This is a genomic window from Ruegeria sp. CJ2 (assembly GCF_056536745.1).
Genome location: NZ_JBQFQF010000001.1, coordinates 239,230 through 254,085, shown reverse-complemented (window position 1 = coordinate 254,085; position 14,856 = coordinate 239,230). Strand labels below are relative to the sequence as shown.

The 14,856-nt window shown below is 58.2% G+C and carries 19 protein-coding genes and 1 tRNA gene; 10 read left to right on the top strand and 10 right to left on the bottom strand.

Annotation, left to right across the window (positions count from 1 at the left end; translation table 11 throughout):
* Nucleotides 1-153: 153 nt before the first annotated feature.
* Nucleotides 154-229: transfer RNA gene (locus ACR0MS_RS01280), tRNA-Thr, on the bottom strand.
* A 232-nt stretch (nt 230-461) separates the two neighbouring features.
* Between ACR0MS_RS01280 and ACR0MS_RS01275 the strand changes: the two genes are divergently transcribed.
* Entirely contained in the window at nt 462-1,289 is an 828-nt protein-coding gene (locus ACR0MS_RS01275) for a hypothetical protein (protein ID WP_480568081.1), read from the top strand.
* A gap of 157 nt (nt 1,290-1,446) precedes the next feature.
* Here the strand turns inward: ACR0MS_RS01275 and ACR0MS_RS01270 are convergent, their stop codons facing one another.
* On the bottom strand, nt 1,447-1,716 hold the full coding sequence (locus tag ACR0MS_RS01270) for a DUF2312 domain-containing protein (protein WP_480568079.1): 270 nt from the start codon (nt 1,714-1,716) through the stop codon (nt 1,447-1,449).
* Between the two features lie 160 nt (nt 1,717-1,876).
* Here ACR0MS_RS01270 and ACR0MS_RS01265 point away from each other — a divergent pair, with 160 nt between their 5' ends.
* On the top strand, nt 1,877-2,095 hold the full coding sequence (locus ACR0MS_RS01265; protein ID WP_171122335.1) for a hypothetical protein: 219 nt from the start codon (nt 1,877-1,879) through the stop codon (nt 2,093-2,095).
* A gap of 9 nt (nt 2,096-2,104) precedes the next feature.
* On the opposite strand, the gene ACR0MS_RS01260 is transcribed toward ACR0MS_RS01265, so the two are convergent.
* Nucleotides 2,105-2,320, bottom strand: a complete 216-nt coding sequence (locus ACR0MS_RS01260; RefSeq protein ID WP_480568077.1) for a hypothetical protein — start codon at nt 2,318-2,320, stop codon at nt 2,105-2,107.
* Between the two features lie 246 nt (nt 2,321-2,566).
* Here ACR0MS_RS01260 and ACR0MS_RS01255 point away from each other — a divergent pair, with 246 nt between their 5' ends.
* From ACR0MS_RS01255 to ACR0MS_RS01240, 4 genes are read left to right on the top strand one after another with little or no spacing between them, the layout of a single operon-like run.
* Nucleotides 2,567-3,430, top strand: coding sequence for an MBL fold metallo-hydrolase (locus ACR0MS_RS01255; protein WP_480568075.1), 864 nt, complete (start codon nt 2,567-2,569; stop codon nt 3,428-3,430).
* Nucleotides 3,431-3,460: 30 nt separating this feature from the next.
* Nucleotides 3,461-3,883: a YeeE/YedE family protein gene (locus ACR0MS_RS01250; RefSeq protein WP_480568073.1), complete on the top strand. Its 423-nt coding sequence runs from the start codon at nt 3,461-3,463 to the stop codon at nt 3,881-3,883.
* Complete coding sequence (locus ACR0MS_RS01245) at nt 3,883-4,314, top strand: DUF6691 family protein (protein ID WP_480568071.1); 432 nt, start codon at nt 3,883-3,885, stop codon at nt 4,312-4,314. Before ACR0MS_RS01250 ends, ACR0MS_RS01245 begins: the two co-directional genes overlap by 1 nt.
* Nucleotides 4,315-4,323: 9 nt before the next feature.
* On the top strand, nt 4,324-4,755 hold the full coding sequence (locus ACR0MS_RS01240) for a protein tyrosine phosphatase family protein (RefSeq protein ID WP_480568069.1): 432 nt from the start codon (nt 4,324-4,326) through the stop codon (nt 4,753-4,755).
* A 10-nt stretch (nt 4,756-4,765) separates the two neighbouring features.
* Here the strand turns inward: ACR0MS_RS01240 and ACR0MS_RS01235 are convergent, their stop codons facing one another.
* The 5 genes from ACR0MS_RS01235 to ACR0MS_RS01215 form a co-directional block, all read right to left on the bottom strand.
* Nucleotides 4,766-5,839 carry a FliM/FliN family flagellar motor C-terminal domain-containing protein gene (locus ACR0MS_RS01235; protein ID WP_480568067.1) on the bottom strand — a complete coding sequence of 358 codons (1,074 nt, stop codon included), beginning with the start codon at nt 5,837-5,839 and terminating at the stop codon, nt 4,766-4,768.
* A gap of 77 nt (nt 5,840-5,916) precedes the next feature.
* Nucleotides 5,917-8,595 (bottom strand): ATP-binding protein, encoded by a 2,679-nt coding sequence (locus ACR0MS_RS01230; protein WP_480568065.1) that lies wholly within the window; start codon nt 8,593-8,595, stop codon nt 5,917-5,919.
* Nucleotides 8,583-8,894 carry a hypothetical protein gene (locus ACR0MS_RS01225; RefSeq protein ID WP_480568063.1) on the bottom strand — a complete coding sequence of 104 codons (312 nt, stop codon included), beginning with the start codon at nt 8,892-8,894 and terminating at the stop codon, nt 8,583-8,585. The genes ACR0MS_RS01230 and ACR0MS_RS01225 overlap by 13 nt, the downstream gene beginning before the upstream one ends.
* Nucleotides 8,891-9,271 carry a response regulator gene (locus tag ACR0MS_RS01220; protein WP_170414510.1) on the bottom strand — a complete coding sequence of 127 codons (381 nt, stop codon included), beginning with the start codon at nt 9,269-9,271 and terminating at the stop codon, nt 8,891-8,893. Before ACR0MS_RS01220 ends, ACR0MS_RS01225 begins: the two co-directional genes overlap by 4 nt.
* Before the next feature lie 78 nt (nt 9,272-9,349).
* Complete coding sequence (locus tag ACR0MS_RS01215) at nt 9,350-10,645, bottom strand: helix-turn-helix domain-containing protein (protein ID WP_480568061.1); 1,296 nt, start codon at nt 10,643-10,645, stop codon at nt 9,350-9,352.
* 204 nt (nt 10,646-10,849) lie between these two features.
* On the opposite strand from ACR0MS_RS01215, the gene ACR0MS_RS01210 reads away from it, so the two are divergent.
* The 4 genes from ACR0MS_RS01210 to aat all read left to right on the top strand — a co-directional run bounded on the left by ACR0MS_RS01210 (nt 10,850) and on the right by aat (nt 14,081).
* Complete coding sequence (locus ACR0MS_RS01210; protein ID WP_171121938.1) at nt 10,850-11,386, top strand: helix-turn-helix domain-containing protein; 537 nt, start codon at nt 10,850-10,852, stop codon at nt 11,384-11,386.
* A gap of 151 nt (nt 11,387-11,537) precedes the next feature.
* Nucleotides 11,538-12,041: an acetyl-CoA carboxylase biotin carboxyl carrier protein gene (accB, locus tag ACR0MS_RS01205; RefSeq protein WP_480568059.1), complete on the top strand. Its 504-nt coding sequence runs from the start codon at nt 11,538-11,540 to the stop codon at nt 12,039-12,041.
* Between the two features lie 9 nt (nt 12,042-12,050).
* Entirely contained in the window at nt 12,051-13,400 is a 1,350-nt protein-coding gene (gene accC, locus ACR0MS_RS01200) for an acetyl-CoA carboxylase biotin carboxylase subunit (protein ID WP_480568057.1), read from the top strand.
* Nucleotides 13,401-13,448: 48 nt separating this feature from the next.
* Nucleotides 13,449-14,081 carry a leucyl/phenylalanyl-tRNA--protein transferase gene (aat, locus tag ACR0MS_RS01195; protein ID WP_480568055.1) on the top strand — a complete coding sequence of 211 codons (633 nt, stop codon included), beginning with the start codon at nt 13,449-13,451 and terminating at the stop codon, nt 14,079-14,081.
* Here the strand turns inward: aat and ACR0MS_RS01190 are convergent.
* Together ACR0MS_RS01190 and mlaD are read right to left on the bottom strand one after the other, a co-directional pair.
* Nucleotides 14,036-14,404, bottom strand: coding sequence for a DUF2155 domain-containing protein (locus tag ACR0MS_RS01190; RefSeq protein ID WP_480568053.1), 369 nt, complete (start codon nt 14,402-14,404; stop codon nt 14,036-14,038). The genes aat and ACR0MS_RS01190 overlap by 46 nt on opposite strands.
* Nucleotides 14,401-14,853: an outer membrane lipid asymmetry maintenance protein MlaD gene (gene mlaD / locus ACR0MS_RS01185; RefSeq protein WP_170565449.1), complete on the bottom strand. Its 453-nt coding sequence runs from the start codon at nt 14,851-14,853 to the stop codon at nt 14,401-14,403. Before mlaD ends, ACR0MS_RS01190 begins: the two co-directional genes overlap by 4 nt.
* Nucleotides 14,854-14,856: the final 3 nt, after the last annotated feature.

Genomic DNA, 14,856 nt, shown 5'->3' with positions numbered 1-14,856 from the left:
AAGGGAAGACTCGATTTGGCATACAATGGTATACACATCGACGGAATTCAAGAGCCGCGCTTGCGACATTCTGCCCATAACCGCTATTCACAAAGCTTCTGATACGGAATTCCCAAGCACTGACCGGATTGGCCTTTTGGGTACAGGGGATAATGGTGCCCCCACACGGACTCGAACCGCGGACCTACTGATTACAAATCAGTTGCTCTACCAGCTGAGCTATAGGGGCACTGGACGTCGATTACTGCCTCTGGTTCTGGACTGCAAGCCTCATTTTTTGTCTTTTCCTGATGATTTTTGAATCCAGGGGTCGAACGCCGCTGCAGCGCTGCATCAGCGTACTGGTTTGACTGTCAGCGACACAGACTGTAACCCGGCAGACGAGGCAAAAGATGCAGGGGCAAGAAGCGAATATGCAGGTTGCTATCCACGCGGGAGCCGCATTTACCGGCGAAGGCAGAATGTTAAGAGCCCTGAAAGCCAACAAGCCGGTGCTGACAGAGCACGGTGTTGTCGCTTTTGGCCCGCGCCGGTACAGACAGATCTTCAAGCCAACATTCAGCGCATCCGAAACGCAGTTTCTAACGTCTGACGAAATCAGTCAGATACGGGCTGGTTTGCCGTCAGACCCCAATGTGCATCGGGCAGTTTTCCAAAGCGCCGTGCTGATAGCGGACCCAAAGGCTGCCATTCAGGATGGGCAACTTTACCCCCTCGCCGGGAAAAAAATGTCTCTGCTGGATCAGGCGCTTGAGGGCATTCAGCTAGACTTCTTCTTTGCCCTTAGAAATCCGGGGACGTTTATTCCCAAACTACTGATGTCCCTACCCGAAGAAGACAGGGACAGCATAATCCGCAATACCGACCTGAGCTGCCTGAGCTGGATTGGCATGATCGAAGACATCCGCGATCTGGCTCCGGGCGTGAATATCACCCTGTGGAGCAATGAGGAAACGCCTTTGATTTGGGGCGATATTTTGAGGAAATTTTGCGGTCTTCCTGGGGATGTGGTCTTAAATAAAGAGTACACACTTCTGCTCTCACTTCTGAATGAAGCGGGAAAAGAAAAGGCGAATACGCTATTGAACGCTGGGTCTGGCGGGGATCAAGCGGGCTTGCGCGATGCTCTGACAGACGTTCTGGAAGATCACGCCCAACCAGAGCTCATAGAAGAAGAACTGGAACTGCCGGGCTGGAACACAGACATCGTGGACGCGTTTTCCGAGCTGTACGAACAGGACCTTGAAAGGTTGGGAAAAATGGCGGGGGTTCAGCTGCTAAGGCCCTGAGCGCGCCAAAACTGGCCCGGCCATATGCTGCGATCTTCGATTCACCCAGCCCTTCTTTGATCCGAGAGAGCACTGCCACAGACCGGGGCTCCATCGCCTGCCCGGTTCGCGGCATCAAAGACGGCAAAGCCTGAACGACACCGCGAATTCCAATTCCTCAGCTCATGCCTAACGCTTCTTTGTACATCTCCAATACCGCTTCCTCTTCTGCGATATCGTCCTTGTCACGTTTGCGAAGGGCAATCACCTTGCGCATGACCTTGGTGTCGTAGCCGCGCGCTTTGGCTTCGGCCATGACCTCTTTCTGCTGCTCTGCGATGTCTTTCTTTTCAGCGTCCAGACGCTCAAACCGTTCGATAAACTGGCGCAGCTCTCCGGCAGTAACGCGATAGTTGGCGGCGGCCTGATCTTCGGTCATGTCTTCCATTTATTCTCTCCCAGAGGCTGAAGTCTGCTGCCGCAAATCGGCACTAAGCCGGATACATGGACGCAGCACCCGCCGCAAGCGGACAATCAGGCATCGGACTTGTACGACGCACGGGTATCCGATAAGCGCAAAGAAACTCTTTGGCCTGATGCGGAAAACCATGTTCGAAATCATCACCTGGGGCGGAGCCGCCCTGTCGCTTGCCGGACTGTTGGGACTCGTCTGGTGCATCCTGCACGTGATGAAGGCGCGCAAATCCGGACTGTCCGACGACGAGTTGCGCGCGACCGTTCAAGGAGTATTGCCTTGGAATTTGGCATCCCTCTTTCTGTCCGTGATCGGACTGATGCTGGTTATTCTGGGTATCTCGTTCAGCTGATCCTGCAGCCTAAACAGGCAAATTGTCGAACTGTGCTTCCATCGCATCCTCACACAAGGCTGCATCCAGTCGACGCAGGCGCGAGGGGACATGAACACCCTGCTGACGCATCCGCTCAATGACCTTCGTGACGCTCGGCTGCAACGCAAGACGTGTTTCAAGGCACGCTCCCTGCAACTTTTCTTCCAGTCGCTCGGCTTCGGAATACAAGTTAACTGTAGACATTTCCATCCTCCCAAATGGCGCCTTATTTACCCACATATAGGTAACCGTTTTAAGACCTGCTGATCTTAACTCGGGAACACGCAAAAACCCGCTTGTCAAAAATACGGTTTCGGCAGTCACCTGCGGAATGGTTAAATTCTAGGCCGATCTGAATTACCCTGCCTTGACAAGCATCAATTCACGGATTTTTTACCCCTATACATTCCGAAATTGATATACGAATAAGACAGTCTGACGGAGGGCAAGATGACACCGAAGGTGAAAGCGTTTTTTGATACCGATACATTTACGGTGTCCTACCTTGTGCAGGAACCCGAGGGGACGGCCTGTGCCATTATCGACAGTGTCCTGGACTTTGACCACGCGTCCGGCCGTACAAACACCAGTTCGGCAGACAAGATTATCGAACATGTTCAGGCCAACGATTTGAAAGTCGAATGGATTCTGGAGAGCCATGTCCATGCCGACCACCTGTCAGCGGCCCCCTACCTGCAAGAGAAACTGGGCGGTAAAATCGGGATAGGAGATCAGATCGTCACCATTCAGGAGACGTTTGGCAAAATCTTCAACGAAGGGACCGAGTTCCAACGCGATGGCAGCCAATTCGACGCCTTGTTCCGCGAGGGCGACAGCTTTCACGTGGGGCAAATGCGCGGCGATGTTCTGCATACGCCCGGCCACACTCCGGCTTGCCTGACCTATGTCATCGGAGACGCGGCCTTTGTGGGGGACACCCTGTTCATGCCCGATTTCGGGACAGCGCGATGCGATTTTCCGGGCGGATCCTCGGAAATGCTCTTTGCGTCGATCCAGAAAATTCTGTCTTTGCCCGATCAGACGCGCATCTTTGTCGGGCACGACTACAAGGCACCGGGCCGCGACGAGTATGCGTGGGAAACAACGGTCGGAGAGCAGAAGGCGCTCAATGTTCATATCGGTCAGGGGCGCTCGGTCGAGGAATTCGTCAAAATGCGCGATGCTCGGGATGCGACGCTTGGCATGCCACGTCTGATCCTGCCGTCACTGCAGGTCAACATGCGCGCGGGGCAGATGCCTCCTGCGGATGAAGAAGGCGATGTTTTCCTAAAGATTCCAGTGAATAAGCTGTGAACCCAACCTGTTTAGGAGCAAGTACAAACCATGCAACTGGAATGGATTTTGGGATTGGCCGGGGGCTTGCTGATCGGTCTGGGTGCGGCCGTTTATCTGCTTGGAAATGGCCGGATCATGGGGGCCAGCGGCATCTTGGGCGGCTTGGTCGACAGCAGTGATCGCACCTTGGAGCGTTTGGCTTTTGTCGCGGGGCTTGTTGGAATGCCCCTGCTTCTTCGCCCTTTGATGTCACCAACGCCAGAAACCCATCTGACCGGCAATTTCGCGGTCATCATTTTCGCGGGACTGCTGGTCGGGGTCGGTACTCGGATCGCCAATGGATGCACGTCGGGACATGGGGTCTGCGGGATATCCCGCTTCTCGCTCCGCGGAATTGTGGCCACGATTATCTACATCGCAGCTGGCGCGATCACACTCGCGGTTCTGCGACACATGTGGGGGGTGATCTGATGCGCTTGCTGGTCTCTCTGATTGCCGGTTCCCTGTTCGGCGCGGGCCTGTTGATCTCGGGCATGACGGACACCACCAAAGTTCAGGGCTGGCTGGACGTGTTCGGGAATTGGGACCCGACACTCGCCTTCGTGATGGGTGGAGCGATCGTCCCGATGCTGTTTGCCTGGCGAATGACTGAACATCGCCGTCCCCTGACCGGCGGGTCTTTCCCAACCATGTCACCCCCCGAACTGGATCGGCGGCTTGTTGTCGGGTCTGTTCTGTTCGGCATGGGGTGGGGCCTGTCCGGGCTGTGCCCGGGGCCAGCCATCGCCTCGGTCACCTATGGCGGCGTCGGCGGACTTGTTTTTCTGGCCGCCATGATTGCCGGAATGTACGCCGCACCGACTGTAGGGGCGCAACTGGACAGAACTGCAAACGCAGCCTAAGCAATTGGGATGGAGATTCGCCGCATTACCCCCCGCTACGCCGTCTCGCCGCAAATCACGGTCGAGGATGTTTCAGCCATAGCCGACGCTGGTTTCGTCAAGGTTATTTGCAACCGGCCGAATACCGAAGTTCCCTTGGACATGCAGTCTGACGCGATTGGCGAAGCCGTTCGTGCCGCGGGTTTGGATTATGAGGTTCTGGAACTGACGCATCAGACAATGACACCCGAAAACGTCGCCCGCCAGCGCGAGTTGGCCGAAAGCTGCAGCGGACCGGTTTTGGCGTATTGCGCATCCGGCACGCGGTGTTCGGTTGTCTGGGCATTGGGGCAATGCGACCGGATGAGCACAGACGATATTCTGGACGCAACAACCAAGGCAGGCTACGCGCTGGAAAACCTTCGTCCCACACTTGATCAGATCCGAAACGCGGCAGAGTGATCCCTAGGGGTCACGTCACCTGACCTGCGTCACCGTCCAGGCCAGCCAGCTTTGAAATTTCCGCGGCTATCTGGTCTGAGTCGCTAAACTCCAACGCACTGTCGATGGTGCCAGTCATGTGCGCGTCTGCCTGAATGGGGTCTACGGACAACTCTGTCGTTGGCTGGATTGCCGATGTGCGCGCTTCAAGGAAGTCCTGCGTTTCAGTTTGTGACGTCACATCGCGCGGCTCATATTCATTCAGTCGGATGGCGCGCATCCCGCCGCATTGCCCCAGACGCCCCACTGCCGCGCGCACCCGGTCGATCGTCAGCAACTGGGCTCGATCAAGCCTTGCTCCGGTCAAAGGCAACACGTCCCCCGCTGTAAGGGCTGAAAACGAAGCCAAGGGCAACGTCATTCGGCAAATCACGGTATTCAACTCGGCGCGCAGCACACCCGACGCCTGTTCGATATGAGGCCCCGCATCCTCGCAACGCTCAGGATCTTCTGGGCCCGCCAGTTCGGGAAGAAGTACCGAAATCCGGCCCTGCCGCAAACCCCCGCCTAACTCGACTGTCAGATCATATGAGACGTAAGCGTCTTCCGTCATGGCCAGTGACAGCGCCCGAAGATCAGCCAGCCGCAGCTTGTACTGATAGCCCGTCAGACTTGCCTGTTCATGTTCTTCTGCAACCAACCGGGTTGCGCGAGTAAATGCATCTTCAACCAACGGCGCAACCATCGCAGCATCCGTATCGGTAAAGGCCCGTGGCGCGGGTGTCGTTGATGTCACCTCGCCAATGGTCTGCACTTGCACGATGGCCGAAACGGTTTCGATGTCCATGCAGACTGCAGCCGAGACGCCCTCGCCATTCAGAAGAAGCAGCAACAACCAGTTGTCGCCGGCAAACCCCGCAAGCTCATCAACCGATCGGGATGCCTGCCTTGCCGCGATGACCGACAACGGTAGCTGCATCCGATCTGCGGCAGTACGGGCAAGTGCCAAGCGCAGGGCGCGAAGAACCGAATTCGGCGGCCCGCCGCGTTCATCCTGGCTTGCAGATAGTTTTTTCGTCAACGCTGTGGTGACCGTTTGTGCCATGCCCGGAGCCGTCAATCATAACTGTGTCTAGTGTTCGGTTTACTCCGGCACTGGTTACGATTGCCTTTACGTCCGGCTCACTGCGCTGCTTGTCGATAGGCCAGCGGCACCCGCACGCGGAATGCAGCCCCGCCCTGCCCCGGCAAATAGCTGATATCGCCGCCAAGACGCTGCATAATCTCGCGACAGATCGCCAGGCCCAACCCGGCCCCGCCTGCCTTGTCACCACCTACGCGCGCGAATTTTTCGAACACCATGGACCGCGCTTCTGCGGGGATACCGCTGCCGTTATCCGCAAAATCGACTACAACCTGCCCCCCTACATCGTGCGCAGAAATGGTCAGGACCGGCTCAACTGCGTCGCAATATTTCTGGGCGTTGGAAATCAGGTTGATGAATACTTGCCCCAGACGATCCAGATCCGTGTGAAGCGGGATGCGCTCGGACGTTTTAGAGCGTCGGACCGTGAGGGTTTTGCTGGTCCCGGCCAACGCGCTCGATACCGCCCGATCCAGAACCGAGCGCAGGGTATCGCCGCCCATATTCAAGCTGACCTGACCGCTTTCCAAAACGCTCAGATCCAGCAAGTCATCCAACAACCGCGTCAGCCGCAGTGCCTCGTCATGGATGATTGCGGCATAGCGGGTTTGCTCTTCGTCGGTCAAACCGTCTGTGTCCCGCATGATCTCGGAAAACGCCCGGATCGAGGTCATAGGCGTGCGCAATTCATGACTGACCTGACTTAAGAAATTGTCTTTCTGCTCCGATATCTGGGTCAGCTTGGTATTCGCTTCGCGCAATTGCAGGGCTGTACGGCTAAGCTCGGCAGATTTCACTTCCAACTGGCTGGAATATTCCAGCAATTGCGCGGATTCGTCTGCCACCGCCAGAAGGTCCTCGACCGACACCGAAGACCCGCCGACAATCTGGCCGATCATGGCATGAGCCGTCGCTGCCCCGACCGAGCCGCTCAGTTCACGCTCCAGACGCTCAAGAAACGCGGGTGTTGGTTCGGGCAGACTTGACCGTCCGCCTTGTTGTTCAGCCTCGGCCTGAAAGAACTCCTGCGCGGGACCGGCCCCCAGAATACGCTGGGTCATGATCATCAAGTCCTCGCTCTGCGCAACGGAGCCGGTCCACCCACGCGGCGCGACCGAGTGATCAAAGACGTTGACGAATTGCGCGCCCTGCAAGCGTTCCAGCGGGCTGGGAAAACTCAGCAGCGACGCCACGCAGAAAGCGACGGTATTCAGGGACAGCGACCACATGACCGTGTGGACCATGGGATCCATACCTTCGATCCCGAACAACGCCTGCGGCCGCAGCCAGCCGATCCCAAACGGGCCGTACTGCAGAACCGAGTCGGACATCAGCGCCCCACCCATTCCGGGCAGAAGGAGCGTGTAGATCCACAGAAGGAACCCCACGGTCAGCCCGACCAGCGCCCCTGTCCGCGTTGCCCCGCGCCAGAACAATCCGCCGACCAGAGCGGGCAGGATCTGAGAAATACCGGCGAAGGCCACAAGTCCAATTGAAGCAAGCGCCGCGCCGCCACCGGACAGTCGATAATAGAAAAAGCCCAGCGCCATGATAGCTGCGATGGAGACACGGCGCGCGACCAATACAACATGCCGAACGTCGCCGGATACGGACCCTGACCCTTCTTGAGTACTCAACCAGATCGGCATCACCAGATGGTTCGAGACCATGGTCGACAAGGCCATCGCCGTGACGATCACCATCGACGTAGCCGACGAGAAACCGCCAATGAAGGACAGCATGGCCAGCCAGTCATTGCCCTGTGACAGGGGTACGGTCAAAACATACAGGTCGGGGTTCGACCCCTCTGGCAACAGGTCCAGTCCCACCACGGCGATCGGCACCACAAACAGGCTCATCAACAGCAGGTATAACGGAAACGCCCAGGCCGCCGTTCTCAGGTGTCCTTCATCTGCATTTTCGACCACCATGACCTGAAACATGCGCGGCAGGCAGACAAAGGCTGCGGCAGATAAGAAGATAAACGTCGTCCATCGCCCCGCGTCCACGTTCCATTGACCAATCTCCGAGGCGTCGATGCGATCCATCATCGGCCCAACGCCGCCTGCAACCCCCCAAACGACAAAGATGCCGACCGCCAGCAACGCGAACAGTTTGACCACGGATTCCAAAGCGATAGCGGTCACAACCCCGTGGTGACGCTCGTTCGCGTCCAGGTTTCGTGTCCCGAACAGGATGGCGAAAACCGCCAGTCCAGCGGCCACCCAAAACACACTCGACCCTTCGCGGTAAAGGCCAGACGGGTCAGCCTCGGCAAAGATCGAGAAAGATAATGTGATGGATTGCAGTTGCAGGGCGATATAGGGCGTACCGCCAAGCACCGCCAGAATGGTCACGCAGATCGCCAGCGTATTCGACTTGCCATACCGGGAGGAGATCAGGTCAGCGATCGAGGTCACCCGTTGGCTGCGCCCAACTCTGACCAGTTTCCTGAGACCCCACCACCAACTGATCATGACCAGCGTGGGACCCAGGTAAATCGTCACAAACTCCAGCCCCGACCGGGCGGCATTTCCAACCGCGCCGTAGAATGTCCAGGCGGTGCAGTAGATCGACAGAGACAGCGTATAGATCAGCGGGGACCGCAGCCACGCGCCGCGACCTGCGGCTGCCATTCGGTCGGCGGCAAAGGCCACACCGAACAAAAGAACCACATAGCCCAGACAGACAAGGATCAGAAGGTTCAGCGTTGCCATCGGTCCGCGTCCGGGTCGGTGTCATCCCGCGCCGCCGTGCGACGGGCGGCGAAGCCAAAGATCAGGCTAATCAGTATCAACAGCCCCCAGCAGGTAAAGATATAGAGGATGGCCGACGACAAAGTGACCGCCCCGGTTTCCCCCGGCTCGGGCCAAAGCAACGGAATTGCGATCAGCGCAGACCCGAGAATCGGCAACAGCCGGGCCGCGTCCGTCAACCTACGACGGCGATAGCTTTGGCGTTCCAGAAACAGCGAAGGCCGAACACCCTGAGGCTGCCGATCTTCGCCGTTGCTCATGATTGGGTGGCCTGTGCGTGCAGATCGCGCACGGCGGTCAGGACCTCGGCATTGGAAAACGGCTTGGTCATAAAGCGGCTGACGCCCGCGCTTTCGGCCATTTCGCGATCCCGAAGCTGGCCGCGTGCGGTCAGCATCAAGACCGGCAGACCCCGCAGGTCGTCCAACTCGCGCAGATCGCGCAGGATATCCATGCCGCTTTTGCCCGGCAGCATGACATCCAAAATGACAAGATCAGGATTTGCGCCCTGAATGACCTCGACAGCGTCCGACCCTTCGGCGTGCGTTTCGACCTGCCAACCCTCACGCGTCAGCAGGAACCGAATGGCCTCGGCGATGTTCGGCTCATCCTCAATTAGCAGAACCTTACGGCTCATATGTTTCATTCCTCCCCGTGACAGGATACCCATCCGCAGTCCTGTCCGTATCAGCTTACGCCGTCTGTCAGGAAAGTGTCAAAAACCTTCGCTCAGAATCGACGGCTCCCGACGCGACTCACAGTCAGTATTGGGACATACCCTGCAACTTGGTCCGACCCTGGCGACCGGCTGGCCACCCTGCCCGCCGTCTTCGACGGAACGGACCAGCATGACCGAGCGGTAGACAGGCGCATCGTCATACCCCGAAATTGCCTGCGGCCATGCGTAGGCAAAGCAATCAACCTCGGCAGCCGACCGGCCCAACTGTACGATACGCTTGCGGATCGGAACCAAGGGTCGGTTCAAAGCCTGAAACAAAGGCCAAAGCGGGCACGCCTCACCAAAGCGCGGCATCGCAAATCCGGGCACCGACTTGGTAAACAGGATACTCCCAGAGGCATCGCACACCACCAGCCCCGTTGGTCGCGACAGCACACCGTCTGGCAGTGCCGCCAAGCGGCGCAGGACCGTCGCAATGTCCACGGAAAACTGCGCCGCCAGCTTGATTGGATCAGGCTCTGAACCGGCCAGAGCCGATTTCACCGCCTCCAGAGGCATGGCCTTTGCGTCAGTTGCGTAGACGTCCAAGAGACCGCGAGTAACGGTTTTCGCTGCCGCCGAGTCCATCTCGCTCAGGTCTATCGTGGCGCTGTCTTCACCGCCCTCCATCTCGGGGAAGTGGTGTCCGCGCTGCTCGAAAAACGCCTCGGCATCCTCAAGCGGCACGCCACGACGGTCATCCGCGGTGTCAGAATCATCCAGATAGGCAACCAAGGATTTCGAACTGTCGGCAAGGCGTTCGGCGTCCTGATGCAGGTTTCGATGAAAGCGGTCCTGCCACTCGGGTTCGATCTCTTGAGTTTCCGCCAGAATCGCTGCGGTCGACCGAATCGCGGCTGCGGTGGACAGGACCTCGTGCATCGAAGCGGCCAGATGTGGGTCATGGGTCAAACGGTCGGACAGGGTTTCAACCGTTCGTTCAAGCGAAACAACGCGCCTGTGCATTTGCGCCAGCACAGCAGCCCAACCCGGAAAGCGCCCCGCGAACTCCTCCAGACTATCGACTTCGGCCTGTTGTCCCACTGCATCCGCCGCTGCCTCGCGCAGCGCAGAGATGAGCGTTGCCTCCAACCCCTGCGTCAGCACTGAAGGCTCAACCGCCAATGCCGCGGCAATATCCACCAGCAGCTTGCCGCCAATCCTGCGGCGATTATGCTCGATCAGGTTCAGGTACGAGGCCGAGATACCGACCTGACGCGCCAGCTCTGCCTGCCGCAGTCCTGCGATTTGTCGCCTCTCTCGAATACGGCTGCCTGTCAGCGTGTCGCGCATGTTCTCGCCCCTCCCCAAGCGGAACCAATCTTTGTAAGTGTTCAGATTTTTCTAAACTCTTAAGTTTTTTCTATCTTTTAGAAGCACATTTTCAAACCAAATTTACACCCTTAACAAAGAATTCGCACGATTATCAGAGGCATAATGGCGCCTTTCTGAGCGCCACCCCTTCTAATTCCAGCCAATTCCCGGCACGATAACGGAATGAGTGACGCTGCTTTCGAATACGCTCCTATCGGATTGGTCGAGTTGGAAAACCGTATCATCCGACGCTGCAATCTGCAGTTCGCACGGACGTTCGGAGGGGACGAAGCCGACTATCGCAACATGCCTTTGCTGCACCTTTACCCTTCGGTCGCGGATTGGGAACGCATTGGTGCCCGTAGTCTTCAGGTCATGCGCGACACCGGATACTACACGGACGAGCGTGTCATGCGGCGACGAAACGGGGATCTGTTCTGGTGCCGCGCGCGCGGTCGCTCTCTGACCCCGGACGATCCTTTCCGCCACGGCATCTGGAGCTTTTCCGACATCTCGGAAGAACGCCCGTTGGTCGAGCTGACAGCGCGCGAACGCGAAGTGGCGATTTTGTCCTGCAGGGGCCTGTCCGCCAAGGAAATCGGCGTCGAACTGGGCCTGAGTTACCGCACCATCGAGGCTTATCGCGCCCGGCTGCTTGAGAAATTCGGCGCGCGAAAACTCCCGGAATTGGTTGCAAAACTTTCCGGAATGCCGCTGTAACCTCTTTTCCCCCTCGAAAACTTGGTTAAAACCCCCATCTGACAGGCCGAGACGCGCTTTTCATGGCAAGGCTCATGGCTTATAACGCTGCGTAATCAGACCAAAGCCCGCAAGACACAGACGGGCCAAAGGGGAACCGTCGAGGACACTCATGACAGACACCAAACACGAAGCGGATGTGGCATTCATCAAGGCATTGGCCGAGTTGCTGCGCGAGAACGACCTGACCGAACTGCAGGTCAAACGCGAATATGGCGAGGAAGACAGCCTGAATGTACGCGTCAGCCGCTTGTCACAAACCGCCGCTGTTGCGCCGGTTCAGGTGGCAGTTCCGGCTGCGGCCCCGGCTGCACCCGCTGCGGCTCCGGCTCCGGCTGCTGCGGCCGAAGCACCGGCCGCCGTCGAAGACCCGGCCAGCCATCCGGGTGCGGTGACCTCTCCTATGGTGGGCACCGTCTACATGCAGCCCGAGCCCGGCGCGCCCTCGTTCATCTCGGTCGGCGCTTCCGTGTCCGAAGGCGACACGCTGCTGATCGTCGAGGCGATGAAAACCATGAACCACATCCACGCACCCAAATCGGGCACCATCAAGCGTATTCTCGTGGGCGACGGTGACGCCGTCGAATTCGGCACCCCTCTGGTCATCGTTGAGTAAGGCGGCCCCATGTTCGACAAGATCCTGATTGCCAACCGAGGCGAGATCGCCCTGCGCGTCATCCGCGCCGCGCGCGAGATGGGGATAAAGACGGTCGCCGTCCATTCCACCGCCGACAGCGACGCAATGCATGTGCGCATGGCGGACGAGTCGGTCTGCATCGGCCCTCCGCCCAGCCCGCAAAGCTATCTGTCCGTGCCCGCGATCATCTCGGCCTGTGAAATCACCGGCGCGCAGGCGATCCACCCCGGCTATGGCTTCCTGTCCGAAAACGCTGAATTCGTGCAGATCGTCGAAGACCACGACATCACTTTCATCGGTCCCACCGCCGAACATATCCGCGTGATGGGTGACAAGATCACTGCCAAGGACACGATGAAAGCGCTGGGTGTCCCTTGCGTTCCCGGTTCCGATGGCGGCGTTCCCACGCTGGAAGACGCCAAGCGTATCGGTGAAGAATTCGGCTATCCCGTCATCATCAAGGCCACCGCTGGCGGCGGCGGACGCGGCATGAAAGTTGCGCAGACCGCGGATGAGATGGAAAGCGCCTTCATGACCGCGCGCGCCGAAGGCAAAGCCGCCTTTGGCAATGACGAGGTCTATATCGAGAAATACCTGACCACGCCCCGCCATATCGAGATTCAGGTCTTTGGCGACGGCAAGGGCAAGGCTGTCCACCTAGGCGAACGTGACTGCTCGCTACAGCGCCGCCACCAGAAGGTGTTTGAAGAGGCCCCCGGCCCCAGCATCACCCCCGAGGAACGCGCCAAGATTGGTCAAATCTGCGCCGACGCGGTGGCCAAGATCAACTATATCGGCGCGGGCACGATCGAGTTCCTGTACGAAAACGGTGAGTTCTATTTCATCGAGATGAACACCCGCCTGCAGGTGGAGCACCCTGTAACCGAAGGCATTTTCGGCGTCGATCTGGTGCGCGAGCAAATCCGCGTGGCCGCAGGCGAGGACATGTCTTTCGGTCAGGACGATCTGGAAATCAATGGCCACGCAATTGAGGTTCGGATCAACGCAGAAAAGCTGCCCAACTTCTCGCCCTGCCCCGGCAAGATCAGCGCCTATCACGCGCCTGGTGGTCTGGGCGTGCGGATGGATTCTGCGCTCTATGACGGGTACTCGATCCCGCCTTACTACGATTCACTGATTGCCAAGCTGATCGTACAGGGCCGCGACCGGGCCGAGGCGCTGGCTCGGCTGGAACGCGCGCTGGGTGAATTGATCGTGGATGGAATCGACACGACTGTGCCGCTGTTCCATGCTCTGCTGCAAGAAGCCGACATCCACAGCGGCGACTACAACATTCACTGGCTGGAGCATTGGCTTGCGGAGAATATGGCCGAGTAACACAACCACTTCGAGGGGCTTTTGCCCCTCGAACGTCGGACTGTCTGTATGAGCCTTACTCCCGAACTTCTGCTGCATGGATATTCCATCGGCATTTTCCCAATGGCCGAACACCGCGACGACCCGGACCTGTTCTGGGTCGATCCAAAGTTTCGGGGCGTTATCCCCCTGAACGGGTTCCACATATCCCGCAGCCTTGCACGGCGAATCCGAAACTGCGGTTTCTCAGTTACCATCAATCAGAACTTCGCTGGCGTCGTCGACGGCTGCGCCGATCGCGCCGATACCTGGATCAATGCAGAGCTTAGGTATCTGTATCAACGCCTGCACCAATCCGGTCATGCCCACTCTTTAGAAGTCTGGGACGGCTCCGAGCTGATCGGCGGCGTCTACGGAGTGTCGCTGGGTGCTGCGTTCTTCGGTGAAAGCATGTTTTCGCGGCGAACGGATGCCTCGAAGATTGCGCTGACCTATCTGGTCGATCGGCTAAAGCGAACCGGTTTTCAGCTATTCGACACCCAATTTCTGACTGCGCACTTGGCTTCACTGGGCGCGATTGAAGTGCCGCGCGCTGAATACAGACAGGCCTTGGAAGAGGCGATCAACGCCAGCGCAGACTTCACCGCAGAGCTGGATCAGTCGCCGGACGGTGTCATACAGCGGATCACCCAGACGTCGTAACGTGAATGATCCAACGCATTCAGCGCTGGGGACGTGGCGATCATCCATCCGTCAAACAGTTGATCTGTCTTGCCTTTTTCCCAAATCGTAAGATAGGCAAAGGCGTCCCCGGTCGGGTTATCGGCCGGGTAGCGGCAATCGCCCAATGCCACATCCAACCCAAATATCGCCTCGGTCTGACCGCTTCGCATCTCGACATCAACGGTGTGGCCATTCACCTTGTCCAAGCCACGCAGCATCGCGCCCGGGCCGGATTGAACCTTTTGCTGACCCGCTGCACCCGTGGCTGCAAGCAGCGCTGCGATCAGAAACAGGCGCTTCATTCGCCACCGTCCCCGGCCACGAACTTGACCAGAAGCGAAATCAGGCTGACCGCTCCCTGTGTATCCTCAACCTGATCACCGGGTTCGAAAAAGAAGGGCGACCCACCGGGCATCACCTCGACAAAGTTTCCACCCAGCAAACCTTCGGATGAGATGACGATCGCACTGTCATCCGGCACCAATATCCCATCAGAAATCGAAAATGTGGTGTCCGCACGGTAGGTATCGGGATTCAACTCAACGCCCGTCACGGTCCCGATCTTGACGCCGGCAAGACGAACGTCGGTGCCGACACCGACACCTTCGAGCGATCTGAATGATGCACCCAATTCGTATCCCGGTCCGCTTTGCGACAGGCCGGTCGACTGGCTGGCATAAACGCCAAATGCCACCGCACAGGCAAGTACTGCCCCGCCCACCAGGACTTCGGTTACATTATAGCTCGACATTGC